The sequence below is a fragment of the Rhizobium sp. NZLR10 genome (genome assembly GCF_019685125.1).
Lineage (GTDB): Bacteria > Pseudomonadota > Alphaproteobacteria > Rhizobiales > Rhizobiaceae > Rhizobium.
In genome coordinates this window covers 92,640-117,032 of the sequence record NZ_JABDWE010000023.1, presented here as the reverse complement: position 1 = coordinate 117,032, position 24,393 = coordinate 92,640, and the positions used below count along the sequence as shown (strand labels likewise).

The 24,393-nt window shown below is 60.6% G+C and carries 22 protein-coding genes; 5 read left to right on the top strand and 17 right to left on the bottom strand.

The features are described 5' to 3' along the window. Nucleotides 1-2: 2 nt before the first annotated feature. Complete coding sequence (locus tag HJB82_RS28100) at nt 3-1,184, bottom strand: glycosyltransferase family 1 protein (protein WP_207581355.1); 1,182 nt, start codon at nt 1,182-1,184, stop codon at nt 3-5. Nucleotides 1,185-1,422: 238 nt separating this feature from the next. Further along, nucleotides 1,423-2,463 carry a glutamine synthetase beta-grasp domain-containing protein gene (locus HJB82_RS28095; protein ID WP_207581354.1) on the bottom strand — a complete coding sequence of 347 codons (1,041 nt, stop codon included), beginning with the start codon at nt 2,461-2,463 and terminating at the stop codon, nt 1,423-1,425. A gap of 431 nt (nt 2,464-2,894) precedes the next feature. Between HJB82_RS28095 and gstI the strand changes: the two genes are divergently transcribed. Beyond that, nucleotides 2,895-3,086, top strand: coding sequence for a glutamine synthetase translation inhibitor GstI (gene gstI / locus HJB82_RS28090; protein WP_221142124.1), 192 nt, complete (start codon nt 2,895-2,897; stop codon nt 3,084-3,086). Between the two features lie 61 nt (nt 3,087-3,147). On the opposite strand, the gene HJB82_RS28085 is transcribed toward gstI, so the two are convergent. From HJB82_RS28085 to HJB82_RS28055, 7 genes are all read right to left on the bottom strand, one after another. Beyond that, nucleotides 3,148-4,068 carry a sugar kinase gene (locus HJB82_RS28085; RefSeq protein ID WP_221142122.1) on the bottom strand — a complete coding sequence of 307 codons (921 nt, stop codon included), beginning with the start codon at nt 4,066-4,068 and terminating at the stop codon, nt 3,148-3,150. Between the two features lie 140 nt (nt 4,069-4,208). Further along, nucleotides 4,209-4,550, bottom strand: a complete 342-nt coding sequence (locus HJB82_RS28080) for a hypothetical protein (protein ID WP_207581352.1) — start codon at nt 4,548-4,550, stop codon at nt 4,209-4,211. 133 nt (nt 4,551-4,683) lie between these two features. Beyond that, a complete protein-coding gene (locus HJB82_RS28075) occupies nt 4,684-5,670 on the bottom strand; it encodes an ABC transporter ATP-binding protein (protein ID WP_207581351.1) in 987 nt (328 codons plus the stop codon). After that, on the bottom strand, nt 5,663-6,670 hold the full coding sequence (locus tag HJB82_RS28070) for an ABC transporter ATP-binding protein (RefSeq protein WP_207581350.1): 1,008 nt from the start codon (nt 6,668-6,670) through the stop codon (nt 5,663-5,665). Before HJB82_RS28070 ends, HJB82_RS28075 begins: the two co-directional genes overlap by 8 nt. Nucleotide 6,671: 1 nt before the next feature. Then, complete coding sequence (locus tag HJB82_RS28065; protein ID WP_207581349.1) at nt 6,672-7,589, bottom strand: ABC transporter permease subunit; 918 nt, start codon at nt 7,587-7,589, stop codon at nt 6,672-6,674. Continuing rightward, nucleotides 7,586-8,509 carry an ABC transporter permease subunit gene (locus tag HJB82_RS28060; protein WP_207581348.1) on the bottom strand — a complete coding sequence of 308 codons (924 nt, stop codon included), beginning with the start codon at nt 8,507-8,509 and terminating at the stop codon, nt 7,586-7,588. The genes HJB82_RS28065 and HJB82_RS28060 overlap by 4 nt, the downstream gene beginning before the upstream one ends. Before the next feature lie 48 nt (nt 8,510-8,557). Next, on the bottom strand, nt 8,558-10,138 hold the full coding sequence (locus tag HJB82_RS28055; protein WP_221142120.1) for a peptide ABC transporter substrate-binding protein: 1,581 nt from the start codon (nt 10,136-10,138) through the stop codon (nt 8,558-8,560). Nucleotides 10,139-10,424: 286 nt separating this feature from the next. Between HJB82_RS28055 and HJB82_RS28050 the strand changes: the two genes are divergently transcribed. Continuing rightward, the gene (locus HJB82_RS28050; protein ID WP_221142118.1) at nt 10,425-12,071 is read left to right on the top strand and encodes an alpha-glucosidase family protein; all 1,647 of its coding nucleotides are present in this window, start codon (nt 10,425-10,427) and stop codon (nt 12,069-12,071) included. A gap of 112 nt (nt 12,072-12,183) precedes the next feature. Here the strand turns inward: HJB82_RS28050 and ade are convergent, their stop codons facing one another. Both ade and HJB82_RS28040 read right to left on the bottom strand, forming a co-directional pair. Then, on the bottom strand, nt 12,184-13,881 hold the full coding sequence (ade, locus tag HJB82_RS28045; RefSeq protein WP_221142116.1) for an adenine deaminase: 1,698 nt from the start codon (nt 13,879-13,881) through the stop codon (nt 12,184-12,186). 117 nt (nt 13,882-13,998) lie between these two features. After that, nucleotides 13,999-15,102 (bottom strand): branched-chain amino acid ABC transporter substrate-binding protein, encoded by a 1,104-nt coding sequence (locus tag HJB82_RS28040; protein ID WP_207581344.1) that lies wholly within the window; start codon nt 15,100-15,102, stop codon nt 13,999-14,001. A 457-nt stretch (nt 15,103-15,559) separates the two neighbouring features. Between HJB82_RS28040 and HJB82_RS28035 the strand changes: the two genes are divergently transcribed. Continuing rightward, a complete protein-coding gene (locus HJB82_RS28035) occupies nt 15,560-16,474 on the top strand; it encodes an HD-GYP domain-containing protein (RefSeq protein WP_221142114.1) in 915 nt (304 codons plus the stop codon). Between the two features lie 75 nt (nt 16,475-16,549). Here HJB82_RS28035 and HJB82_RS28030 read toward each other — a convergent pair whose 3' ends face one another. The 6 genes from HJB82_RS28030 to HJB82_RS28005 form a co-directional block, all read right to left on the bottom strand. Further along, the gene (locus HJB82_RS28030; RefSeq protein WP_221142112.1) at nt 16,550-17,875 is read right to left on the bottom strand and encodes an aspartate aminotransferase family protein; all 1,326 of its coding nucleotides are present in this window, start codon (nt 17,873-17,875) and stop codon (nt 16,550-16,552) included. 313 nt (nt 17,876-18,188) lie between these two features. Beyond that, nucleotides 18,189-18,506, bottom strand: coding sequence for a helix-turn-helix transcriptional regulator (locus tag HJB82_RS28025; RefSeq protein WP_164013673.1), 318 nt, complete (start codon nt 18,504-18,506; stop codon nt 18,189-18,191). Nucleotides 18,507-18,622: 116 nt separating this feature from the next. Next, nucleotides 18,623-19,372 (bottom strand): HugZ family protein, encoded by a 750-nt coding sequence (locus tag HJB82_RS28020; RefSeq protein WP_207581342.1) that lies wholly within the window; start codon nt 19,370-19,372, stop codon nt 18,623-18,625. 31 nt (nt 19,373-19,403) lie between these two features. Continuing rightward, nucleotides 19,404-20,456, bottom strand: coding sequence for a choline ABC transporter ATP-binding protein (choV, locus tag HJB82_RS28015; protein ID WP_207581341.1), 1,053 nt, complete (start codon nt 20,454-20,456; stop codon nt 19,404-19,406). Then, nucleotides 20,453-21,298, bottom strand: coding sequence for a choline ABC transporter permease subunit (choW, locus tag HJB82_RS28010; protein WP_207581340.1), 846 nt, complete (start codon nt 21,296-21,298; stop codon nt 20,453-20,455). The genes choV and choW overlap by 4 nt, the downstream gene beginning before the upstream one ends. Before the next feature lie 73 nt (nt 21,299-21,371). After that, the gene (locus HJB82_RS28005) at nt 21,372-22,328 is read right to left on the bottom strand and encodes a choline ABC transporter substrate-binding protein (RefSeq protein ID WP_207581339.1); all 957 of its coding nucleotides are present in this window, start codon (nt 22,326-22,328) and stop codon (nt 21,372-21,374) included. A 236-nt stretch (nt 22,329-22,564) separates the two neighbouring features. Between HJB82_RS28005 and HJB82_RS28000 the strand changes: the two genes are divergently transcribed. Both HJB82_RS28000 and HJB82_RS27995 read left to right on the top strand, forming a co-directional pair. Continuing rightward, a complete protein-coding gene (locus HJB82_RS28000) occupies nt 22,565-23,167 on the top strand; it encodes a thymidine kinase (RefSeq protein WP_207581338.1) in 603 nt (200 codons plus the stop codon). A gap of 137 nt (nt 23,168-23,304) precedes the next feature. After that, the gene (locus HJB82_RS27995) at nt 23,305-24,378 is read left to right on the top strand and encodes a hypothetical protein (protein ID WP_221142109.1); all 1,074 of its coding nucleotides are present in this window, start codon (nt 23,305-23,307) and stop codon (nt 24,376-24,378) included. Nucleotides 24,379-24,393: the final 15 nt, after the last annotated feature.

The following is a 24,393-nucleotide window of genomic DNA, read 5'->3' as shown; positions in this document are numbered from 1 at the left end:
GATTAGTCCGCGGAGGGGAGAGGCCCGGCGGTTTCGCCGGGCTTTCTGCTTCTTGGAAGTGACTTGGCAAATTGCCAAGCCTTCTTCCATTTCGGCGTGATGACGCCGTTGGCAGCGCGGATGTTGTTGATGAACTGCAGCGTCGCCGCTTCCCAGGAATATTGCATGGCAAGCTCGCGCGCCTTGCCGCGCGAGGCGGAAAGCGCGGCAAGGCAAGCGGCCTGAAGGTCCTGGTCCAGCGCGCCGACGTCGCTGTCTTCGCCGATGATATCGAGCGGGCCGGTGACCGGATAGGCTGCGACCGGCACGCCCGATGCCAGCGCTTCGAGGATGGTGTTGCCGAAAGTGTCGGTGAGCGAGGGAAAGACAAAGACATCGGCCTGGGCATAGGCGTTCGCCAGATTCTCGCCGAATTTCACGCCGGTAAAGTGCACCTCGGGATACCGCTGCTCCAGCTCGGCGCGTGCCGGGCCTTCGCCCACCACAACCTTCGAACCCGGCAGGTCGAGATCAAGAAAGGCCGGCAGGTTCTTTTCCAGGGCCACGCGGCCGACCGTCATGAAGATCGGGCGAGGAAGGCCGAATGGCTTCTCTTCAAGAGGCATCGGATGGAATTGCGTGGCGTCAATGCCCCGGGTCCAGGGCATGAGGTTCTTGATGCCGCGTGCAGCAAGCTCGCGAGCAAGGCTCGGCGTCGCGACCATGCACCCAGCGCCGCCATTATGGAACCAGCGTACGAAGGCATAAAGCCAGCTCTGCGGTATCGGCAAGCGGGCGGAAACATATTCGGGAAAGCGCGTGTGATAGCTGGTGGAGAAGGGCATGCCCTTACGCAGGCACCAGCGGCGAGCGGTCAGCCCCAGCGGGCCTTCGGTGGCGATATGCACATAGGAAGGATTGTGTTTTTCGATCTCGCGGGCGATGCGGCGGTAATTGGCGATCGACAGGCGGATTTCGGGATAGGTCGGGCAGGGGATGCTGTTGAAGCGCTCCGGCGTGACCATCGAAACCGCAACGCCCATCGTCGCCAATTCGCGGTTGGTGTTCTCGATCGAGCGCACGACGCCGTTGACCTGCGGATGCCAGGCATCGGTGACGATCACCAGACGTTCGGGCAGGTTGCCGGCGGCTGTAGCATTGGCCCAGCTCTCGCCATGATGAGTGTTTGCTGGACGTTGCAGCATGTCACAATTTCCATCCGCGTTGCCTCGATATGCAACGCTTAGCCCCAAAGCGGGGTTCCGGAACGGCGATTCCCGCCTGCCTATTTTGAGGCATGATCATGATGGAAATATTACAGCCGCATGCCAGCGGTTGCAGGGCTTTCAGCCGCCGGATTCCCGCGATTATGTCAGCGGTCGATCGCGGCTTTCGTGCGGAACGAACGACGGCGCCGGTCGTGGACCGGCGCCGTTTGGAAGGTTAAGCGGCGGCGGAAGCCGAGCTTGCAGTCGGAACTTCCGAAATCGTCTTCAGAACCTGCGAAGCGATCTGGTAGGGGCAGCCCTGAGAGTTCGGACGGCGGTCTTCCAGATAGCCCTTGTAATCGTTCTTGACGAAGGAGTGCGGGACGCGGATCGAAGCGCCACGGTCGGCAACGCCGTAGGAGAACTTGTTCCACGGTGCCGTTTCGTGCTTGCCGGTCAGGCGCTTGTCGTTGTCGGGACCGTAGACTTCGATGTGGTCCATCAGGTTCGTTTCGAACTGCGCCATCAGCGCTTCGAAATAGGCCTTGCCGCCGACTTCGCGCATGAACTTGGTCGAGAAGTTGCAATGCATGCCCGAACCGTTCCAGTCGGTGTCGCCGAGCGGCTTGCAGTGATACTCGATGTCGATGCCGTACTTTTCGGTCAGGCGCTGCAGCAGGTAGCGAGCCATCCAGATCTGGTCGGCGGCTTTCTTGGAGCCCTTGCCGAAAATCTGGAATTCCCACTGGCCCTTGGCCACTTCGGCATTGATGCCTTCGTGGTTGATGCCGGCAGCGAGGCAGAGGTCGAGATGTTCTTCGACGATTTCACGGGCGACGTCGCCGACGTTCGAATAGCCGACGCCGGTGTAATATGGACCCTGCGGAGCCGGGTAGCCCTGCTCGGGGAAGCCAAGCGGACGGCCGTTCTGGTAGAAGAAGTATTCCTGCTCGAAACCGAACCAGGCATCTTCATCGTCGAGAATGGTTGCGCGAGCGTTGCTCGAGTGCGGCGTGACGCCATCGGGCATCATCACTTCGCACATGACGAGCGCGCCGTTGGTGCGGGCCGGGTCGGGATAGATGGCGACGGGCTTCAGCACGCAATCGGAACTGCGGCCTTCGGCCTGCATGGTCGACGAACCGTCGAAGCCCCAGAGCGGAAGCTGTTCCAGCGTCGGGAATACGTCGAATTCCTTGATCTGCGTCTTGCCACGCAGGTTCGGTACCGGAGTGTACCCATCGAGCCAAATATACTCGAGCTTATATTTTGTCATCGTGACTCTCTCAATGCGACAAAGGTGAGCAAATCCGGAAGCGATTTCGGCGCGTAAAGCGCATCCGACCGCCAGGGGATGACACTTTAAAAGCACGTAGCGTGCCAGTTTGGCTGAGGGAGAAGAAAAAATCGCAAATCGGCAGGCCAACATGCGTTTTCTTTTGCCGAAACCACCCCGTTTTGACGGGGGAAGGCCGTATCATCAGCAGGAAACCGAGTTTTTCGCTGCGGAACCGGATGAAAATTTCGGCGTTAGCTTGGGAGTGATGAAGTGTTGAACAAATAGGCGGACGCTCTCGGCGCAGACAGCATATCGATCAATCATAATATATTGACGCATATAATTTGTGCAATTTGCATAAACTATGGGCACCGTGTTATGGTCGTAGCCTTGAATGTTGATGCGCCGAACTGAATGGAGGCGATCTCATGCCCACCGGTATCCACCGTGAATCTGCAACGATCTACCAGTTTCCCGTTAAGCCGACGCGGACCGCCAATCGGTTCGAACGCGCCCGGCTGATGGAACGCGAGGCAGCCGACGTCTGCGACGCAGCGCTTGACAGCTGCTGGTATCATGACGAGGCGGTTCGCGAGTCCGATCGGCCGACGAAGTCCTGATTTTTTATCCCCGCAACCCGGGGCAAAAACTTCAACAGGCGAGCGCGCTTGCGCGTGCGGGTCAGCCGCCCTTCAATCCAAGCTTGTCCTTTGCCACCAGCGCGCCGTGTTCACTGACGACGTGGGCTGCAACGCCTGCGGCGAAGCCGGCTGCTGCGGTTGCGTCCTCTGTTTCAAGATAGTGTGCGAGGAAGGCGCCGTTAAAACTGTCGCCCGCGCTGGTGGTATCGACCACCTTCTCCACCTTTTCGGCCGGAACGAAGCTCTCTTCGCCGGCAAAGTTCAATCTCACCCCATCCGCGCCGTTCTTGACGACGACGTCGGCGGCGCCGAGTCCGCGATAGCGGTGGATCGTCGCCTCGATGGAATCATCACCGAAATGGGCGGCCTCGTCGTCGAAGCTCGGCATCACGAGCACGGACGAGCGAGCGCCCTCGCTGATCGTCGTGTGCATGATGTCATAGCTCGACCACAGGCGGGGGCGGATGTTCGGGTCGAACACCACCAGCTTGCCGGCGGCCTTGGCGCGGCGGATTTCGGCGAGCAGCGTCGTGGCATCCTCCGGCGGCAGGATGGCAAGGGTGATGCCGGAGAAATAGACGACATCAGCGCTTTCCACCGCCTCACGCAGGCGATCCGGGTCGGCCGCGAGGCTGCGGGCAGCCGAATTATCGCGCCAGTAGCTGAAGGAGCGCTCGCCGTTTTTCAGGTTGATCATGTAAAGGCCGGGCGTCTTGCCCTTGATGCGGTGAATAAGGCTGGTGCCGATGCCTGCCTTGTCGATGAAGGCCACCATCTCATCCGACATGGCGTCCTCGCCGAGGGCGGTGAAATAATCGACCGACCAGTCGGCGGCAAGGCAGGCGCGGGCATACCAAGCGGTGTTGAACGTATCGCCGGCGAAACCTTTGCGCAGCAGGCCGTCACCTGCCTGCGAGAGTTCCACCATGCATTCACCGATCGATAGAAACCGTCTGCTCACCTTGCCCTCCCGGCATTGCTCTTCATCGCTGATACGCGGAGCCAGCCAGAGTGACAAGCGCTGATATCATTGGCGCCGATATCGCGGGAGGTAAAAGCCCGCCCTCGAGACGCGGCGAAGGCGGGCGCTGCGAGGGCTGCCTATTCGTGGATGGTGTAGCTGCCCATCTGGCAAAGATCCTGCGTATCTTCGGTGGTTTCGAGGTTTGATCCTTCCTCGAACTCGAAGCGCATATCGTATTTGCAGACGGTGCGGCCATCGGCGATGGTGATGTCCATGCTTTCGCCCGGATTGAGAACTTCATCGCCGAAGACGTCCTCTTCCCAGTTGTCGACGCCGGTTGGAGCGCTGTAGAAGCGCGCCAGGACGGAGTTCGTGCCGTTGGTCAGCTTGAACTTCAGATCTTCGGCATGCGACGAAGCGGCGGAGGCAGCGATAATCGCGGCCGCAACCGCGATCAATCCTGATAGTTTCGATCTCATATATGCGTTCCCCAGCCCTTGATTGGGCGGGAAAGAAATAGCACGTGCGCGGATAAATCTTTCTTATCGGGGATTTTAGAACCCAAAATAAGTCCGCTTTTCCAAGCGCTTCATCCTGAAGTTGCGTGGCCGCTCATGGCCTGTCCATATGATAACAGGCGGCCTTCTGACCGGGGCGGACTTCCTCGGTCGGCGGCATTTCGGTGCGACAGATATCGGTCGCCTTCCAGCAGCGCGGCGAGAAGACGCAGCCTTTCGGCGGGTTGAGCGGCGAGGGCGGATCGCCCTGCAGGCGGATGCGGGTGCGCAGCCGCGCGAGCTTCGGATCCGGGATCGGTGCTGCGGAAAACAGCGCCTGCGTATAGGGGTGAGCCGGATGATCGAAGACGGTGGCGCAGTCGCCGGCTTCCACCACCCTGCCGAGATAGAGCACCAGAACATCGTCGGAGATCAGCCGCACGACGGAAAGATCGTGGCTGATGAAGATCAGCGTCAGGCCGAATTCCTTGCGCAGCTTGCGCAGAAGCGTGATGACCTGGCCCTGGATCGAAACGTCGAGAGCCGAAACCGGCTCATCGCAGATGATGAGCTTCGGTTTGGTGATGACGGCGCGGGCAATGCCGATGCGTTGCGCCTGGCCGCCGGAAAATTCGTGCGGATAACGGTTGATCATCTCCGGCACCAGGCCGACGGCGGTCATGATCTCGCGGACGCGTTCGGTGCGCCCGGCCTTCGAAAGTTTCGGCTCGAAGACGGTGAGCGGCTCGGCGATGATGTCGCCGACCGTCATGCGCGGGTCGAGCGAGGCGATCGGATCCTGGAAGATGATCTGCATGTCGCGGCGGGCGGCGCGCATTTCCTCTTCAGACAGGTCGAGAAGGTTGCGGCCCTGCCAGAGGATGCGGCCCTTCTGCGATTTCAGCAGCCGCAGGATGGAGCGGCCGAGCGTGGACTTGCCGCAGCCGGATTCGCCGACAATGCCGAGTGTGCGGCCTTCTGCGAGGTCGAAGCTGACATTGTTGACGGCGGTGAGGAAAATCGGCGGTTTGAACAGGCCCTTCGCCGGCAGTTCGAACTGGGTCGTCAGGTTCTCGACCCGCAGAAGCGATCGTTCAGCCATGGCTCAGCAACTCCTCACGACGCGGGAAGGGATGGTAGCAGGCGGCGCAGTGGCGCGGCGCCAGTGTTTCGAGTGACGGCGGACGGTCGATGCAATCGTCCTGGACCTGGGAACAGCGCGGCGAGAAATTGCAGCCCTTCGGCAGGTGCTGCAGGTTCGGCGGGCGCCCGGGGATGACGACGAGATCGTCGACATCCTGGTCCGGCCGCGGGATCGAGGCATGAAGCGCCGCCGTATAGGGATGGGCCGGGTTGTCGAAGAGTTCGTCGACGGGCGCTTCCTCGACGATGCGGCCGGCATACATAACGGCGACGCGGTCGGCGAGGCCGGCGACGACGCCGAGATCGTGGGTGATCATGATGAGTGCCGTGTTCATCTCCGCCGTCAGATCGTTGAACAGATCGAGGATCTGTGCCTGGATGGTGACGTCGAGCGCCGTCGTCGGTTCGTCGGCGATCAGCAGCTTCGGTTTGGTAAGCAGCGCCATGGCAATGACGATACGCTGGCGCATGCCGCCGGAAAGCTCATGGGGATAGAGATGGAAGCGCCGCGTCGGGTCGGGGATGCCGACGCGTTTCAGCATGTCGAGGGCCGCCTCGGATGCAGCTCGCGCCGTCAGGCCGCGGTGGACCTCGAGCTGTTCCGTCAGCTGCCGGGAGATCTTCAGCGACGGGTTCAAGGCGGTCATAGGGTCCTGGAAAACCATCGCCATGTCCTTGCCGCGGATCTGGTCGAGCGCGCGCGGCTTCAGCGACAGTACGTCCTTGCCTTCGAGCAAGGCCTGGCCCGTCGTCCTGCCGTTCTTGGCGAGCAGGCCCATGATGCCGAGGAAGGTCTGGCTCTTGCCGGAGCCGGATTCGCCGACGATGGCGATGCGTTCGCCGCGCCGGACGGTGAGATTGATGTTCGAGACCGCCTTCACCTCGCCGTCAGGTGTTTTGAAGGTGATCGAATAGTCCTTGAGTTCAAGGAGTATTTCTTTCTGCGTTTCATGGGGCATTCTAGCGATCCTTCGGGTCGAACGCATCGCGCAGGCCGTCGCCGATGAAGAGCAGACTGAGCAGTAGCGCCACGAGGAAGCTTGCCGGGAAGATCAGCAGCCACGGCATGCTTTCCATGGCATCGCTCCCCTCGGCGATCAGCGTGCCGAGCGAGGTCAGCGGTTCCTGGACGCCGAAGCCGAGATAGGAAAGAAAGCTTTCGGTGGCGATGATCTCGGGCACGGTCAGTGCTGCGAAGATCACTACGGGTCCGACGAGGTTCGGAATGATGTGCTTGAGGATGATCTTGAGCGGTCTCTGCCCGGAGGCACGGGCCGCCTCGATGAATTCCCGGTGCTTGATCGACAGCGTCTGGCCACGCACGATGCGGGCCATGGTCAGCCATTCCAGCGCGCCGATCGCGGCGAAAAGCAGATAGACGTTGCGGCCGAAAATTACCATCAGCAGGATGACGAAGAGGATGTAGGGGAACGCGTACATGATGTCGACGAAGCGCATCATGATCGCGTCCAGCCTGCCGCCAATATAGCCCGAAATCGCACCGTAAAGTACGCCGATGACGACCGAGACGACGGTCGCCGTCAGCGCCACAGCAAGGGAGATGCGGGTGCCGTAAAGCACGCGAGCGAGAAGGTCGCGGCCGTTCGGGTCGGTGCCGAAATAATGGCCGGTCTCAATCGAGGGCGGGATGCGGAAGGCGGCCCAATCAGGATCCTCGTAGTTGAAAGGAATGAACCAGGGGCCGAGGAAGGCGGCGAGGATCAACAGCGCCAGGACCACGATCGATAGGACGGCCGCCTTGTTGCGCCCGAGACGGCGCAGTGCATCCTTAGTGAGCGAACGGCCTTCGGGTGCCAGGCCCTCCGCTTCCAGAAGCTCCTGGGCGAGCAGCTCGCGTTTTGCGGGGTTGAGGATCATCGGTTTCTCACTTTCGGGTCGAGCCAGGCATAGGCGATATCGACCAGAAGGTTCAGGAATACGATCAGCACCATGTAGAAAATGACCGTGCCGAGAACCATGCCGTAATCGCGGTTCAGCGCTGCGTTGACGAAGTAGCGGCCGATGCCGGGCAATCCGAAGATGCTTTCGACAACGAGCGAACCAGTGAGAAGATAGCTTGCCGCCGGCCCGAGATAGGAAACGACAGGCATCAACGCCGGTTTCAGCGCATGACGCATTACCGTCAGCCGCGGGCCGATGCCCTTGGCCTTGGCTGTTCGGATGAAGTTCTGGTTCATCACCTCGATCATCGAGCCACGGGTGATGCGCGAGATGCGGCCTGCATGCGGCAGAGCCAGAACGACGATCGGCAGGACCAGGTATTTGATCGAGCCGTCACCCCAGCCGCCGACCGGAAACCAGGCGAGATGGATGCCGAAGATAAGCTGCAGGATCGGCGCGATCAGGAAGTTCGGCAGCACGACGCCGACCAGGATGAGAGCACCGAGAATGTAATCCGGCGTCTTGTTCTGGTAGAGCGCCCCAAGACAGCCAACGGCGACGCCGATGATGATGGCGAGCACGAAGGCGGCCGTGCCGATGGTGAAGGTGTAGGGCAGACCGATCATGATCTGCTGTGCGACGGTAAAATCCTCGCTGGCGAAGGAGGGGCCGAGATCGCCCCGGAGCAGGTCACCGACATAGATCAGGTACTGCTGAATCAACGGCTTGTCGAGATTGTAGTGGATCGCGAGGTTCTTCAGGATCACCGGCGGCAATGGCCTTTCGCCATCGAACGGGCCGCCGGGGGCAAGGCGCAAAACGAAAAAGCAGGCTGTGACGGCGATCCACAGAACGGGGATCGTCGAAAGCAATCGACGGAGGGCGTATTTGATCATGGTCGTGGGCCGGTCCTTCCAGCAGTGCGCGAGAAGGACCGTTTTCCCTTACTCTTTCATCGACAGCCAACGGGTGCGGTGGATGTCCTGGATGTTGTCGACGAAGCCTTCGATCTTCGGAGAAACGACGTTCTTCGAAACGTAGTAGTAGATCGGCAGGGCGGCGGAATCATCCAGCGCCAGCTGCTCGGCCTTCTTGAAGATTTCGGCGCGCTTTTTCAGATTCGTCTCGGCGTTGCCGTCCTTGATCAACTTGTCGTACTCGGGATTGGACCAGCGGCCGTAGTTCATCTGGACGCCTGTGACCAGGAGATTCAGGAAATTGTCCGGATCGTTGTAATCGGCGAGCCAGCCAGCGCGGCCGATCTGCACCTCGCCGCGCTGCAACTGGTCATAGTGCACCTTGGTCTCGGCATTGACGAGTTCGACATTGACGCCGAGCGGCTTCCACATCGAGGCGATCGCAACGGCGATGCGTTTGTGGTTGTCGTTGGTGTTGTATTTGAGCTCGGCAGTCAGCGGATGATCCGGACCGAAACCGGCTTCCTTCAGCAGCTTCTTGGCTTCTTCGACCTTGTCCTTATAAGGAAGGTCCTTCCAGGAGACGTAGGCCGGTTCGCCGTAGTTTGCGGTACCCGGCGGAACCCAGGAATAGGCCGGCAGTTCGCCGGTGCCGAGAATCTGCGGGCCGATGACTTCGCGGTTGATCGCCATGGAGAGAGCCTGGCGCACGCGCTTGTCGGCGAAGGGCGGCTTGGTCGAATTGATTACGTAGTAGTAGAGGCCGGAGAAGGGCGCCACATGCGCCTGGCCAGGCAGGTTCTTTTTCATCCACTCGTACTGGTCGGTCGGGAAGTCGGTGAGGATATCGAATTCGCCGGCGCGGTAGCGTTTCAGCGCGGCTTCCTGGTCTTCGAGCACGAAGAACTTCGCGCCGTCGATCTTCAGGTCCTTGGCGCCGTACCACTGGTCGTTCTTGACCGTGGTGACATGCGAGCCCGGAACCCATTCGACCGGCTTATACGGACCGTTAGTAACGATGTTGCCGATCTTGACCCAATCCTGCCCCTTCGCCTCGACGACGTGCTTGGGCAGCGGATAGGCGGTGTAATGCATCAGGGCATTGAGGAAATAGGGGGTCGGATTTTCAAGGGTGATTTCGAGTGTCTTGTCATCGATCGCCTTGACGCCGAGCTCGTTGAGATCGGTGATCTCACCCTTGTTGATCTTTTCGGCATTCTTGATGGTGAACTGCAGATAGGCATAATCGGCGGCGTTCTTCGGGTCGACGAGGCGCTGGAAGGCGAAGACGAAGTCTCCCGCCGTTACCGGCTGGCCATCGGACCACTTGATGCCGTCGCGAAGTTTGAAGGTGTAAACCTTGCCATCAGGCGAAATCGTCCAGCTTTCTGCCTGGCCGGGGACCGGATTATCCTTGGCGTCCTCGGTGACCAGACCTTCGAAGATGTCGCCGGCGATACGATTTTCCCAGTCTCCGGAAAGCTTCTGCGGATCGAGCGACTGCGGGTCGCCACCATTGTGAATATTCAGTGTGGCGGCATGCGCCGAAAACGCCAGCAATGTGCCAAGCATTGCAGAGGCGAGAAATTTTTTCGTGAACTGGTTCATGGTGGGTCCACCTTTCTAGGCTTTGCGCCTTTATTAGACATCTGTTCCCGACGTTTGACCTCTTACGTGCAGGTCAGCGCGCACCTTATCGCAAAGGAATCGCGTTGCAACCCCAAATCCGGACGCTGGAAACGGGTTGTGGATAAGCCTATATGCGTCTCCTCCTTGTCGGATCGCGACGACGCGTCGCTGCCCTCCTAACCGCCTCCATTAAGGCCCCACCCTGGTTGTCTTTTGCCCCGTCCGCTTTAGTGTGGCGGCGCAGACGAGGCAGGAGATTTAGTCGATGGCATTGCAAGCAGGCGGGAATGCGGACTGGTGGCGCGGCGCGGTGATCTATCAGGTATACCCGCGCTCGTTTCAGGACACCAACAGCGACGGGCTCGGCGACCTCAAGGGGATCACCCGCCGGCTGCCGCATATTGCCAGCCTCGGCGTCGACGCGATCTGGCTTTCGCCCTTCTTCAAGTCGCCGATGGCCGACATGGGTTATGACGTTTCCGATTATTGCGATGTCGACCCGATCTTTGGGACGCTCGCCGATTTCGACGAGATGATGGCCGAGGCGCACGGGCTCGGCATCAAGGTCGTCATCGATCAGGTAATCTCGCACACGTCCGACCGGCATCCGTGGTTCGTCGAGAGCCGGACAAGCCGGACCAATCCCAGGGCGGACTGGTATGTCTGGGCCGACCCGAAGCCGGATGGCACGGCGCCGAATAACTGGCTGTCGATCTTCGGCGGGCCGGGCTGGGAGTGGGACGGCGTGCGCCGGCAATATTACCAGCACAATTTTCTGACCTCGCAGCCGGACCTGAATTTCCACAGCAAGTCCGTGCAGGATGCGGTGCTGGAGACGGTGAAGTTCTGGCTCGACCGCGGCGTCGACGGCTTCCGGCTGGATACCGTCAACTATTATTTCTGCGACAAGCAGCTCAGAAGCAATCCGCCGCATGAGCCTGATGAGGATGATGCCGGCCTCGATGCGCCCGACAGCAATCCCTATGGCATGCAAAACCACCTCTACGACAAGACGCAACCGGAAAACGTCGATTTCCTCAAACGCTTCCGGTTGCTGCTTGACCAATACGAGGATCGTACGACCGTCGGTGAAGTCGGCGACGGCGGGCGTTCGCTGAAGACGGTGGCCGCCTATACCAGCGGCGGCGATAAGCTGCATATGTGCTACACATTCGACCTCTTGGGACCGGATTTCACCGCCGAGCATATTCGCGGCTGCGTCGAGGCTTTCCAGAAGTCAGTGACCGACGGCTGGGTCTGCTGGGCTTTTTCAAACCACGACGTCATGCGCCATGTCAGCCGCTTTGCGCTGACGGCCGATGAGCGGCCCGTCATCGCCAAGCTGGCGATCTCGGTGCTTGCGGCGTTGCGCGGCTCGATCTGCCTCTACCAGGGCGAGGAGCTCGGTCTGCCGGAGGCGGAGCTCGCCTTCGAGGATCTGCGTGATCCCTACGGCATCCGCTTCTGGCCGGCCTTCAAAGGCCGCGACGGATGCCGCACACCGATGCCCTGGGAGGCCGGCAAGGCGCATGCGGGCTTCACGTCTGCAGAAAAGAGCTGGTTGCCGGTGCCTTACGAGCAGGCGGCACTTTCCGTGGATACGCAGGAGGGGAACGACAGCTCGGTGCTGCATCACTACCGCAAGACGCTCGCATTCCGAAAAAAACACCCGGCGCTGATCGACGGCGAGATGACCTTCATCGGCACCAACCAGGATCTGCTCGTCTTCACCCGCGAAAAGGACGGGGAAAAACTGCTCTTCGTTTTCAACCTGACGCGCAAGCCGGCGGAATTCCGCCTGCCTGAGGGCTTGGTGCTGGGCGAACCGCTTGAGATGCCGGGCTTTGAACCGGTGTCGGCTTCGGGGCTGGCGAAGCTTGCGGCGCTGGACGGGTTCTGTGCGCGGGTCTGATGTCCACGCTATCGCCGCGCAGGAGATCGGGCTTGAACTGACGACGAGGCATCACGCGGTTTGAGATTTGGATATCCGCTCTCACGAAATCTCGTATGCCATATCAGTTGTATCACCCGATCAGTGCGAACTTGTCCACATCAACCATGCCGCGGTCGGATATTTTCAGGTGCGGGATGACCGGCAGCGGCAGGAAGGCGAGTTGGAGGAAGGGTTCCTCCAACGTGGCGCCGAGAGCGAAGGCGGCCTTGCGCAGATGGTGCAGCGTATCGCGGACCGTTTCATAGGGCTCGAGGCTCATCAGGCCGGCGATGGGCAGGGCGATTTCGCCGGTAACCTTGCCATCTTCGACAACGACGAAGCCGCCCTTGATCTCGCCGAGGCGGTTTGCGGCATGCGCCATGTCTTCCTCGCTGACGCCGACGACGCAGATATTGTGGCTGTCATGGCCGACGGTGGAGGCGATCGCGCCTTTCTTCAGGCCAAAGCCCTGGACGAAGCCGTTGGCGTGGTTGCCGTTCTTGCCATGGCGCTCGATGACGGCGACCTTGATGATGTCGTTGGCAAGGTCGACCGCCGTCTCGTTGCCCCTGACGGGCAGGCGGTAGCGGCGATGCTCGGTGATGATCTTGCCCGGCATGACGCCGATAACTGGCGTTTCGCCCTCGGCGACCGACACGCCGAAATGGGCGGCGTTGACGGGCCGGGCCTTGACGCTGTCGAGGCCGATCGGTGCAACCGGTCTGCGTGAGGAAAAGAGCGCATCGGTGACGCGGCGGCCGGCGGAAAAGACCATGTCGGCACGACAATCTTCCAGGCTCTCGAGTATCACCAGGTCGGCGCGCCAGCCCGGCGCGACCAAGCCCCGGTCCCTGAGGCCGAAGGCGCGGGCGGCCGAGATCGAGGCGGCGCGGTAGATCGCCAAGGGCTCGACGCCGCTTGCGATCGCCGTGCGGATCATGTGATCGAGATGGCCCTGTTCGGCGATATCGAGCGGATTGCGATCGTCGGTGCAGAGCGCCAGGAAGGGTGAAAGCCGCTCGGTGATAATGGGCATCAGCGCGGCAAGATCCTTGGATACCGAGCCCTCGCGCACGAGGATATGCATGCCTTTGCGGATCTTTTCCAGCGCCTCGGTGGCGGTCGTGCATTCATGCTCGGTGCGGATGCCAGCCGAGAGGTAACCGTTGAGGTCGTTGCCGGTCAGCAGCGGCGCGTGACCGTCGATGTGGCCGCCCTGGAAGGCGTCGAGCTTGGCCATGCAGACGGGATCCTTGTGGATCACGCCGGGGAAATTCATGAATTCGGCAAGGCCGATGACCTTCGGATGGTGGCGGAAGGGCAGGAGGCGCTCGATCGGCAGATCGGCGCCGGAGGTTTCGAGATGGGTTGCCGGAACGCAGGAGGAGAGCTGGACGCGGATGTCCATTATCGTCTCGAGCGCGGATTGGAGAAAGAACTCGATGCCGGCTGCGCCGAGCACATTGGCGATTTCGTGCGGATCGCAGATCGCGGTGGTGACGCCGTAGGGCAGAACGCAGCGGTCGAATTCATGCGGTGTGACGAGCGAAGATTCGATGTGCAGATGCGTGTCGATGAAGCCGGGAACGACTGTTTTTCCCGATATGTCGATCTCGGTTTCACCCTGATAATTGCCCGAAGTGCCGACGATGCGATCGCCGCCGATGGCGATGTCCGACTCGACGAGTTCGCCGGTGACGAGATCGAAGAAGTGCCCACCCTTCAGCACGATATCGGCCGGCACGCGGCCGACGCCCTGGTCGATGAAACGCTCAAGTCTGCTGGTCATGGCATTGCTCACATTGCAACCGATTCCGAAGTTATAGCCGATCTGCGGCGACATGCGATGCCTGCAAACAAAACCGGGCGCCGTGGTGGCGCCCGGTCGCTGTCTCGATGTCGTGGCTTACTCGGCGGAAACGATCTTGCCGCCTTCCCACTTGTAGAGCGAGAAGCTTTGCGAGGTCAGGTCGCCGGTTTCGCCATAGGTGACCTTTCCGATAGCGGTCGGGATCTCCTTGCCGTCCTTCAGAGCGGCCGCGACGGCTGCACCATCCTCGGCGCTGCCGGCCTTCTCGATGCCGGCCTTCAGCACTTCGACAGCGGCATAGGCGTTGAGCGTGAAGGCTTCGGCCGGGATGTTCTTGGCAGCGAGCGCCTCGGCTGCGGCCTTGGAATCCGGGCTCTTCGTTGCGTCCGAGGCGTTGGTGAAGACCGTGCCGGCGGCGGCATCCGTGCCGATTGCCCAGAATTCGGTGTTGGAGAGGCCGTCGCCACCGATGATCGTGGCGTTGGCGGCGAGGTCATGCAGCTGGCGGGCGAGCAGGCCGCCTTCAGGGTGGTAACCGCCGAAATAGACGACGTCGGCTTTCTCCGACTTGATGCGGGTGGTGAGCGCGCTGAAGTCCTTGTCACCAGGGGTGATCGCGTCGTTGACGACTTCGGTGATGCCGCCGGCGTTCAGCGTCGCCTTGAAGGCGTCGGCGAGGCCTTTGCCGTAGGCGCCCTTGTCGTTGACGATGGCGACGCGCTTGTCCTTGAAATTCTTCAGCACGTATTTGGCGGCAACTTCGGCCTGCTGGTCGTCGCGCCCGCAGGTGCGCAGCACGTTGGTAAGACCGCGCTTGGTCAGGTCGGGGGCCGTCGCAGTCGGAGTGACCATCAGCACGCCGTTTTCAGCCAGCACGTCCGACACCGGAATGGCGACACCCGAGGTGACCGGGCCGACGACGAAGCGAATGCCGTCGGCGACGACCTTGTTGGCGGCGGAAACACCCTGCTTGGGTTCGCCGGCATCGTCGGCCAATTCGAGGATAACCTTCTGGCCGAGAATGCCGCCCTTCTTGTTGATCTCGTCGACGGCGGTCTGAGCGCCGTTCTTTACCTGGTCGCCATAGGCGGCGACGGGACCGGTCAGCGGCGCAATCAGGCCGATGGTGATATCGGCGTGAGCAAGCGGTGCAAAGGCGAGCGACGCAACGAGGGTCGCCGTCAATGTCTTGAGGGTCATAGTCTGTCTCCTTGGATGGGGTCATTGACCCGCGATGAGGTGCTACGCCGGCTTTCCGGATCGTTCAACAGCGCTAGGCTGTGCCAAGGACGATCGATTTCGGCGCGATCAATACGTCCTCCGGCCATATTTGGCTCGGATGGATGCAACGGCAAGATTTCTAAGAATTTTGGTGAGATTCCGCAAGATGATAACAAAATGAAACGAAAATCGAGGCAGCGCGGCACGGTTTCGTCGAAAATCGTTCGATCCGGCCCTGTCTTCCGCTTTTCGGAGGAGGCTCGGGGAGCCCATATAAGGGATGAGCGGATGTTCTCTCGTATCTGGAACTTCAATTTTGTTTGAGATTAACATTTGATTCTACCAATCAGAGTAGAATCATTGTTCGTGCATATATTGCTGCGATGCAAAAACGGTCGACGATAAACAGAGAGATATTTCAGGAACAGAGATCTGCATGCTCAAGCGTATCGAAGCCAGACAGGTGCGCACCGGAATGTTTGTCGAGGCGATCGAGGGTGTGTGGCAAGATCCTCTTCTGTCCAAGAGAAGATTTCTCCTGCGCCGTGAAATGGATGCCCTGACTCTTCGCAAGAGTGGCATTCCAGGCGTAGTCATCAATACCAGCAGGGGCGTCGATATTGATGGCCTGCCAACTGGCAATATCGAGATCGACACCAAGGCCGCACACGAGACGATTCAGAAATCCGTGCAGGTGCTGGAGAACGTTTTCGGTCGGTTGCAGCATGGCGATGGGATCAGCGTCGATCAGGTGGCGCCGGTGATTTCCTCGGTCTCCAAGTCGATCGATCAGAACCCGACCGTCTTCCTAAGCGTTACGCGCCTGAAATCCAGGGACGAGGTGACGTTCCTGCATTCCATTTCTGTGAGTGCGCTGATGATCCTTTTCAGCCGCCATCTCGGACTTGACGAGACAACCGTGCAGATGCTCGGCACAGCAGGATTGCTGCACGACGTCGGCAAGCTCGAAATTCCGCTCGAGGTGCTCAACAAGGAAGGACGCCTGGACGAAGACGAGATCAAGATGATCCGCGACCATCCGGAAAAGGGACACGCAATCCTGTCGCGTCAGGAAGGCATGCCGGAGATCGTTCTCGACGTTTGTCTCAACCATCATGAGCGGATCGACGGCAAGGGTTATCCCCGCAAACTTTCCGAGACGCAGGTCAGCTTCCATGCGCGCCTTGCGGCGATTTGCGACGTCTATGACGCCGTCACCTCGGTGCGACCCTACAGGGCGCCATGGACCGCCAGCCAGGCACTGAAATGGATGCTTGGTAACGAAGGGCATTTCGATCGCCGGCTTCTGAAGAAATTCGCCCTCTGCCTGTCGGTCGCCGCCGTGACCTGAGGTGGATCCATCAAAAAAGGCCTGCGTGGACTTGCGCCCGCCGCAGGCGATGATGCCGAAAGCTTGAGAACTTTCTCAGATATTGTTCTGCAGGATGGTCCGCAGCTTGCCGAAGAGTTCATCGATGTGGTGCTTCTCGATGATCAGCGGCGGAGAGAGTGCGATGATATCGCCGGTGGTGCGGATCAGCAGGCCGGTTTCATAGGCTTTCAGGAAAGCGGTGAAGGCCCGCTTGGTCGGCTCGCCAGCGATCGGATCGAGTTCGATCGCGCCGATCAGGCCGGTGTTCCTGATGTCGATGACATTGGGGCAGTCCTTCAGTGAATGCAGCGCGTCGGCCCAGTAATCGGAAAGCTCGGCGGCGCGTGTTAGCAGCCCCTCTTCCTTGTAGGTGTCGAGCGTGGCGAGGGCGGCGGCGGAGGCGATCGGGTTGCCGGAATAGGTGTAGCCGTGGAAGAACTCGATCATATGCTCCGGACCGTTCATGAAGGCATCATGGATTTCGGAGGTGACGAAGACGGCGCCCATCGGAATGACGCCATTGGTCAGTCCCTTGGCTGCGGTGATCATGTCGGGCTTGACGTCGTAATATTGCGCGGCGAAGGGCGCGCCGAGGCGGCCGAAGCCGGTGATGACCTCGTCGAAGATCAGAAGGATGCCGTGTTTGGTGCAGATCTCGCGCAGCTTCTGCAGGTAGCCCTTCGGCGGGATCAGGACGCCGGTGGACCCGGCCACCGGCTCGACGATGACGGCGGCAACGGTGGAGGCATCATGCAGGGTGACGATACGCTCGAGCTCGGTGGCGATGTCGCCGCCATGCTCGGGCTCGCCACGGGTGAAGTTGTTCTTGCCGGGCTGGTGGGTATGCGGCATGTGATCGACGCCGGTCAGCAGCGTGCCGAACATCTTGCGATTGCTGACGATGCCGCCGACGGAAATGCCGCCGAAGTTGACGCCGTGATAGCCGCGCTCGCGGCCGATCAGGCGGAAGCGAGACCCATTGCCCTTCATGCGGTGATAGGCGAGCGCCACCTTGAGCGCCGTCTCGACGGATTCGGATCCGGAATTGGTGTAGAGAACGTGGTTCAGGCCTTCGGGAGCGATGTCGACCAGGCGGTTTGCCAGTTCGAAGGCCTTAGGGTGGCCGAGCTGGAAGGCCGGGGCGTAATCGAGCTCGCCGGCCTGCTCACGGATCGCCTCGGTGATCTTCGGGCGGCAGTGGCCGGCGTTGACGCACCAGAGGCCGGCAGTGCCGTCCAGCACCTGACGGCCGTCATGGGTCGTATAATACATGTCTTTGGCGCCGACGAACATGCGCGGCTCCTTCTTGAACTGGCGATTTGCCGTGAACGGCATCCAGAAGGCGCGGAGATCGTTCGGTGCATTGAGGCGATTGGACATCTGTTCTCCTGGCCGCTGACGGCCCTTTCCGGGGCTTCACGCCCAAATTTTGACTGCCCGGTCAAATTATCAGGGCTTCCCGAGGCGTCAACGGGGAAAACGCCTGAGAGCCACTGGGGGCGGGAGGTTCGAGTTGCTCCAATCAATCTGGGAATAGCGCGGGGCCGACAGGCGAAGTTAAAAAGGCACGACCGGCAAATCGCAAGGTTTACCGGTCGTGCCATAAGGTTCAGGTGCTGAAATATCGTTGTCGCGTCTCCGGGAACATCCCCTTACGCCACGACATCGGCCGACATTCATGTCAGCGCTATCATCAAGCGGCGGATCTGTTCCGATTCTGCACGAGATAGATGTCTTCGAGCGTCGCCAGGATCTTCATCACCGGCTCGGAGGTGCTCGAATAATAAATGGTTTGTGCGTCTCGGCGGGTCTTGACCAGCTTTTGAGCGCGCAGTTTCGACAGGTGCTGGGAAAGAGCCGACTGGCTGAGGCCGACCTGCGTTGCAAGCACGCCGACGGCCACTTCGCCCTTCACGAGGCTACACAGGATCAGCAATCTCTTCGGGTTGGCCATGGCCGATAATAACGCTGCCGCCACATTGGTGTGATCGGCCAAATCCGTGGTGTCCATATTGTTATCTTCCTAATGCGAAACGTACATCATTCATGTGGGCACTGGCCGCCAGTCGGGATTTTGACCGACGCCAGAAACTAGCAACTGGGGTCGAAGATTGTATATACCTAAATTTAAGGTATCGAGTATGCTATTTTAGATATGTTTGAACAAATGTGATCGGCATCCCCAATGAGGGTTTCGAATTCGTATCGCAGCAGATAATCGCCGGAAATCATGTCAAAACCTGAGGGATCGATACCACAAATGCGCCAAGAAGCCGATTCCGGCGCCTTTAGCCTGATAGCGAGGGTCTCGGTCACATCGGGGTAGCGCGCTACTAAATCTCGCACTGCTTCTGCCGCCCCGGCGGCGACTTCTTCATTCGCGGACGACTGGATTATGAGATCGTTTGCGTCGAGCAGGTAGGCGCGGCCGAAGCCGCCATTGAAGCTGGCCCGTTTCGGCTTGAGACGGAAGAACAGGAAATCAGGAAAGTCGAGATAAAGCTTCGCCTTGGCGTGGCGAGCGAGAAAACGCGTGCGGATGCGCTCGTAGAACGCATTGCCGCGCTCGACGGGTTCAGCCAGGCATTGGGTTGTCAGGCGAGGGTGGGCGAGCGGATCGCCCTTGCCCGGCTCGCCGGTCAGGAGTGAGGCGCGCGGGTCCTTGGCAAGCGCCCTGGTATGGGCCGACAGTTTCGAAACGAGGATGACGGGGGTGCCGTCAATATCGGTCGCGACCAGCACGCGGCTGGCGAAGGGGAAGCCGGTCTCGGGGTCGAGAACGGCAATCGCCGCGTGCCGCGCGGAGCGCAGAAGCACGCGCGCAAGCTTGCGGGCATCGTCGTCGGTTTCGCGTATGGGCGAGGGTTGATCTTTCATATCCGCTTTGTGGCAAAGCGGATTGAAAACATCAAGCGTCCTGCTTGCGGCGATGGCGGGTGAGGCCGGCAACGATATCCTGGGCCGAGACGGTGCCGACGATCGTGCCGTTCTCGACGATGCCGATGCTGCCGGGCTGGCGGGCAAGGGCATCGAGGATATCGACGAGCGGGGTAGCGGCACGGGCCGTGGCGCTGACGCTCATGCCGGCGGCCGTCTGACCGAGACCGGGTTGCATCACGTCGGCCGCCGTCAGCATGCTGATCGGGTTGAGATGCTGCACGAAATCGGCGACATACTGGTCGGCGGGGTTCTTGACGATGTCGTGCGGCGTTCCGCATTGGATGATATGGCCGCCCTCCATGATGGCGATGCGGTTGCCGATGCGGAAGGCCTCGTCGAGATCGTGGCTGACGAAGAGGATGGTCTTCTTCAGCCGCCGCTGGAACTCCAGGAGCTCGTCTTGCAGGCGGGTGCGGATCAGGGGATCGAGCGCCGAGAAAGGCTCGTCCATCAGCAAGATCGGGGCGCCGGTGGCAAAGGCGCGGGCAAGACCGACGCGCTGCTGCATGCCGCCTGAGAGTTCGTTGACCTTGCGGTCGGCCCATTTCGTCAGGTTGACGAGCTCGAGCTGTTCACCGACGCGCCGCTTGCGTTCGGCCTCCGGCATGCCGGCGAGTTCGAGGCCGAAGCCGACATTCTCGGCGACGGTGCGCCAGGGCAGAAGAGCGAATTGCTGGAACACCATGGAGACGGTGTGGGTGCGCAGCTCCCGCAGCGCCTTGGCGTTGCATCTGTAAGGGTTGACCGGACCATTGGAGGTCGAGACCGAGACGTCACCGCGCACGACGGGGGCGAGGCCGTTGACGGCGCGCAGCAGCGTCGACTTGCCAGAGCCGGAAAGGCCCATCAGCACCAGGATTTCGCCTTCTTCGATGGTCAGCGAGGCATTGGCGACGCCGAGCACCAAGCCGGTGGCGGCGCCGATTTCGTCACGTGTTTTGCCCTGGTCGACCATGGCAAGCGCTGTTTCCGGCCGGTCGCCGAAGATGATGCTGACATCCTTGAAGCTTACCGCGGTCATGCGCCGCCTCCTTCACCCGCCGTGCGGAATATGCGGTCGAGAATGATCGCCAAGATGACGATACAGAAACCGGCTTCGAAGCCCTTGGCGATATTGACGGTGTTCAGCGCGCGCACGACCGGCACGCCAAGCCCGGGCGCCCCAACGAGGGCGGCGATGACCACCATCGACAGTGACAGCATGATGGTCTGGGTGAGGCCCGCCATGATCTGCGGCATGGCAAAGGGAAGTTCGATCTTGCGCAGCACCTGGATCGGCGTTGCGCCAAAAGCAACGGCGGCTTCGACGAGGGACGGCGGCGTCGAGATGATGCCGAGGCGTGTCAGCCGGATGGGGGCGGGGATGGCGAAGATGACGGTCGCGATCAGGCCCGGAACCATGCCGAGGCCGAACAGGATCAGCGCCGGAATCAGGTAGACGAATGTCGGAATGGTCTGCATCAGATCGAGCACCGGGCGCATGGCGGCATAGACCCAAGGGCGGCGGGCGGCGGCAATGCCGAAGGGAATGCCGATCACCATGCAGACAAAGGTGGCGGCGAGCACGAGGGCGAGCGTCTCCGTCGTCTCCTTCCAATAACCCTGGTTCACGATGAGCAGGAGCCCAAGACAGGTGAACAGCGTGACTGCGATCGACCGGCGCAGCCAGAAGGCAAGGGCGGTGATGGCAGCGATGACGATCAGCGGGTGGGGCTTCTGCAGCACGAAGAGCAGGCCGTCTATGGCGCTCGACAGCAGGAAGGCGAGCTGGTTGAAGAACCACTCGCCGTTCGATGTCAGCCAGTCCACGAAGGATTTGGCCCATGAGCCAATGGGAATCTTAGCCTCGGTGATCCAATTCAAGGGGCGCGCCTATCCAAAAAAATCAACAATCGGACAAAAATGAAACGGGGCGGCGAGCCGCCCCGTCATATCATCAAAGGCCGAGGCCGGTCTTGGCAGCCGCCAGAGCGTCGCCCTTGCCGTCGCGAGTCTTGACGCCTGCAAGCCAGGGGTCGAGGGCTGAGGGGTTGGCCTTCAGCCATTCGGTCGCCGCAGCTTCCGGCTCCTTGCCGTCGTCGAGGATCTTGCCCATGATCTTATTCTCCATATCGAGGGAGAATGTCAGGTTCTTCAGCATCGCGCCGACATTCGGGCATTCGCCGAGATAGCCGGCGCGAACATTGGTGTAGACCTTGGCGCCGCCGAAGTCCGGACCGAAGACGTCGTCACCGCCTGTGAGGTAGGTCAGCTTGAAATTGGTGTTCATCGGATGGGGTTCCCAGCCGAGGAAGACGACGGGCTTGCCTGCTTTTTCGGCGCGAGCGACTTGCGCCAGCATACCCTGTTCCGAGGATTCGACGACTTCCAGATCCTTCATGCCGAAGGTGTTCTTTTCGATCAGATCCATGACGAGGCGGTTGCCGTCATTGCCGGGCTCGATGCCGTAGATCTTGCCGTCGAGATCGTCCTTGTGGGCGGCGATATCCTTGAAGTCCTTGATGCCGAGTTCCGCACCCTTGGCGTTGGTGGCGAGCGTGTACTTGGCGCCGACGAGGTTGGGGCCGAAGGATTCGACCGACTTGTCGTCGAGATAGGGGCGGACGTCCTTTTCTTGCGTCGGCATCCAGTTGCCGAGGAAGATGTCGATGTCCTTGTTCTTCAGCGAGGTATAGGTGACCGGTACCGAGAGGACCTTGATGTCGGTCTGATAGCCGATGCTCTTCAGGACGACGGAGGCAGTAGCGGTGGTGGCGGTAATGTCAGTCCAGCCGACGTCCGAGAAATGTACGGTGGAGCAGCTGTCGGGATCCGCGGCGAAGGCAGCGGTCGCAACGGAGAGTGTGGCGATGGCAGTGGCAGTGACGAATTTGAACGTGCTTGTTGTTTTCATTTTAGACTCCCAGTCTTTAAGTTCCCAAGCCAACCACCAATAGCCGAGTTTGACAAGCGACCTCAGTGCGTTTGCGTCGTATCGACCCATGCGATTGCGACGTCGGGCAGATTTTTGGAACTATATTGTTTTTGGGGCTTTCAGCAGTTTTTGAGCGGGATTCCTGTGATTATCACTGTTGCAGGGCTTTTCTTTGCCATTGTGAGCTTTCAATAAGCCGATCAAGGAGAGATCGGATGGCAAAACTCTATTTCAACTACTCGACTATGAATGCCGGCAAGTCGACGATGCTGCTGCAGGCCTCCTACAATTATCAGGAGCGCGGTATGCGCACGGTGCAGCTGATCGCTGCCTTCGACGAGCGCACCGGCCGGGGCGTCATCGGCTCGCGGATCGGGCTGGAGGCGAGCGCCATTCCCTTCGAACCGCACGAGGACCTGTTCCGGCTGATCGGGACGCTGAGCGGTGAAGGCGCGCCGATTGCCTGCATCTTCGTCGACGAGGCGCATTTCATGACGCCTGTCCAGGTCTGGCAGCTTGCCCGCGTCGTCGACAGGCTCGGCATTCCTGTGATGGTCTACGGGCTGAGAACCGATTTCCAGGGCAAGTTGTTTCCGGCCTCGCAGGAACTGTTGGCGATCGCCGACGAAATGCGCGAGGTGCGCACGATCTGCCATTGCGGGCGCAAGGCGACGATGGTGGTGCGGCTCGACGCGGAGGGGAAGGTGTTGCACGAAGGCGCGCAGATCGAAGTCGGCGGCAATGAGAAATATGTCTCGCTCTGTCGCAGGCATTGGGATGAAGCGATGAACGGGGCTTGGATCGCCGAGCCGGTCTGAAGCCGCGATGCGGCCTGCTTTCTTTGGCGCCGCAAGCAACATGCTTTCGATTTTAAGCAATTCCGGACGGAAAACCGCTCACACTTTTCGGCACCATGCTCTAGCTTGAGAAGCACGAGATTCCCTGGAGAGGCCTGGTGCGTAAACCTCCGCCATTCGACAGCCAATACGAAGCTGCAGGCATCCTTGCCGAGAGGATTGCGGCCGACGGAGACTATTGCGTGGCCGCAATCAGCGCCTTCAGCGCCGATGAGGCACGTTCGGCCGACGAGGTCTTCCTCGAACAGAATTCTCGTTTCCAGGCCCATATCGCCGATGCTTCCGCGCTTGACGCCCTGCAGGCGGAGCTGGTCTTTTCCCTCGACCGGCTGACGGCGGAGGTTTCGGCCGATCTCGACAGTTTTCGGGGGCTGACGCTGCGCGAAAAGATGGCCGGCTGGACGTCGCGCCAGCGGATGTGGCGCATGTATACCGAACGTGTGCGCGAGGCCCCCGTCATCGAACGGTTGCTCGAACTTCTGACGAAATCGGACGCGCTCGCCAGACTGATTGCCGGCCAGCGCGCTTCGATCATCGAACGGCACAGGGCCGCCGAACGCGGTCTCATCGACATCGTCGAGCAACGGCGCCGACTGGTCGATTCCATCGATATTGCCCGCCTGAAGATGAAGGAACTCAATGCCAAGGCGCTGACGACGCAGGGCCGTATCGGCGTCTACGGCAGCAGGGCGCATTGGGAGCAGATGGAGGCGGAGCGGCGGGCGCTGAAGGCGGAGGCCAAGCAGATTTCCGCCGGGGAGCACGAGATGCGCGACGACAGCCAGCGGCGCGAGCGTTTCATCGGCCTGTTCCAGACCTTTGTCGATTCGCTGAATGGCCGGATCGCCGCTTGTAGCGTGCTGCTGCGCAAGCTGATGATCGACGTCGAGGAGCGGCTGATCATCTATCAGGCGCAGGTCGATACCGACCGGCCCGGCATGAAGATGCGGATCAGGCCGGAACTCTTTCCTGATATCGCCGCGCCAATCAGGCTGTTCGAAAAGGGCATGCTGGTCGCCCAGGATCTGGAGCGGCGCAAGAGCCGCGCCGATCTGGAATTTACCGGCAGGTTTCCGACCTATGCCGAGCCGGCGCCGGACAAATCGGGAGCCCCTCTGATCGATACGGCGCGCAGGTCCTTCCGGTTCAGCCTGCCTTTCCTGCGTTCCTGAGCCGCAAGACGTCGT

Coding starts and splice junctions, on each gene's coding strand:
- HJB82_RS28100 (WP_207581355.1), bottom strand. CDS start 1,184: ATGCTGCAACGTCCAGCAAACACTCATCATGGCGAGAGCTGGGCCAAT.
- HJB82_RS28095 (WP_207581354.1), bottom strand. CDS start 2,463: ATGACAAAATATAAGCTCGAGTATATTTGGCTCGATGGGTACACTCCG.
- gstI (WP_221142124.1), top strand. CDS start 2,895: ATGCCCACCGGTATCCACCGTGAATCTGCAACGATCTACCAGTTTCCC.
- HJB82_RS28080 (WP_207581352.1), bottom strand. CDS start 4,550: ATGAGATCGAAACTATCAGGATTGATCGCGGTTGCGGCCGCGATTATC.
- HJB82_RS28075 (WP_207581351.1), bottom strand. CDS start 5,670: ATGGCTGAACGATCGCTTCTGCGGGTCGAGAACCTGACGACCCAGTTC.
- HJB82_RS28070 (WP_207581350.1), bottom strand. CDS start 6,670: ATGCCCCATGAAACGCAGAAAGAAATACTCCTTGAACTCAAGGACTAT.
- HJB82_RS28065 (WP_207581349.1), bottom strand. CDS start 7,589: ATGATCCTCAACCCCGCAAAACGCGAGCTGCTCGCCCAGGAGCTTCTG.
- HJB82_RS28060 (WP_207581348.1), bottom strand. CDS start 8,509: ATGATCAAATACGCCCTCCGTCGATTGCTTTCGACGATCCCCGTTCTG.
- HJB82_RS28055 (WP_221142120.1), bottom strand. CDS start 10,138: ATGAACCAGTTCACGAAAAAATTTCTCGCCTCTGCAATGCTTGGCACA.
- HJB82_RS28050 (WP_221142118.1), top strand. CDS start 10,425: ATGGCATTGCAAGCAGGCGGGAATGCGGACTGGTGGCGCGGCGCGGTG.
- ade (WP_221142116.1), bottom strand. CDS start 13,881: ATGACCAGCAGACTTGAGCGTTTCATCGACCAGGGCGTCGGCCGCGTG.
- HJB82_RS28040 (WP_207581344.1), bottom strand. CDS start 15,102: ATGACCCTCAAGACATTGACGGCGACCCTCGTTGCGTCGCTCGCCTTT.
- HJB82_RS28035 (WP_221142114.1), top strand. CDS start 15,560: ATGCTCAAGCGTATCGAAGCCAGACAGGTGCGCACCGGAATGTTTGTC.
- HJB82_RS28030 (WP_221142112.1), bottom strand. CDS start 17,875: ATGTCCAATCGCCTCAATGCACCGAACGATCTCCGCGCCTTCTGGATG.
- HJB82_RS28025 (WP_164013673.1), bottom strand. CDS start 18,506: ATGGACACCACGGATTTGGCCGATCACACCAATGTGGCGGCAGCGTTA.
- HJB82_RS28020 (WP_207581342.1), bottom strand. CDS start 19,372: ATGAAAGATCAACCCTCGCCCATACGCGAAACCGACGACGATGCCCGC.
- choV (WP_207581341.1), bottom strand. CDS start 20,456: ATGACCGCGGTAAGCTTCAAGGATGTCAGCATCATCTTCGGCGACCGG.
- HJB82_RS28005 (WP_207581339.1), bottom strand. CDS start 22,328: ATGAAAACAACAAGCACGTTCAAATTCGTCACTGCCACTGCCATCGCC.
- HJB82_RS28000 (WP_207581338.1), top strand. CDS start 22,565: ATGGCAAAACTCTATTTCAACTACTCGACTATGAATGCCGGCAAGTCG.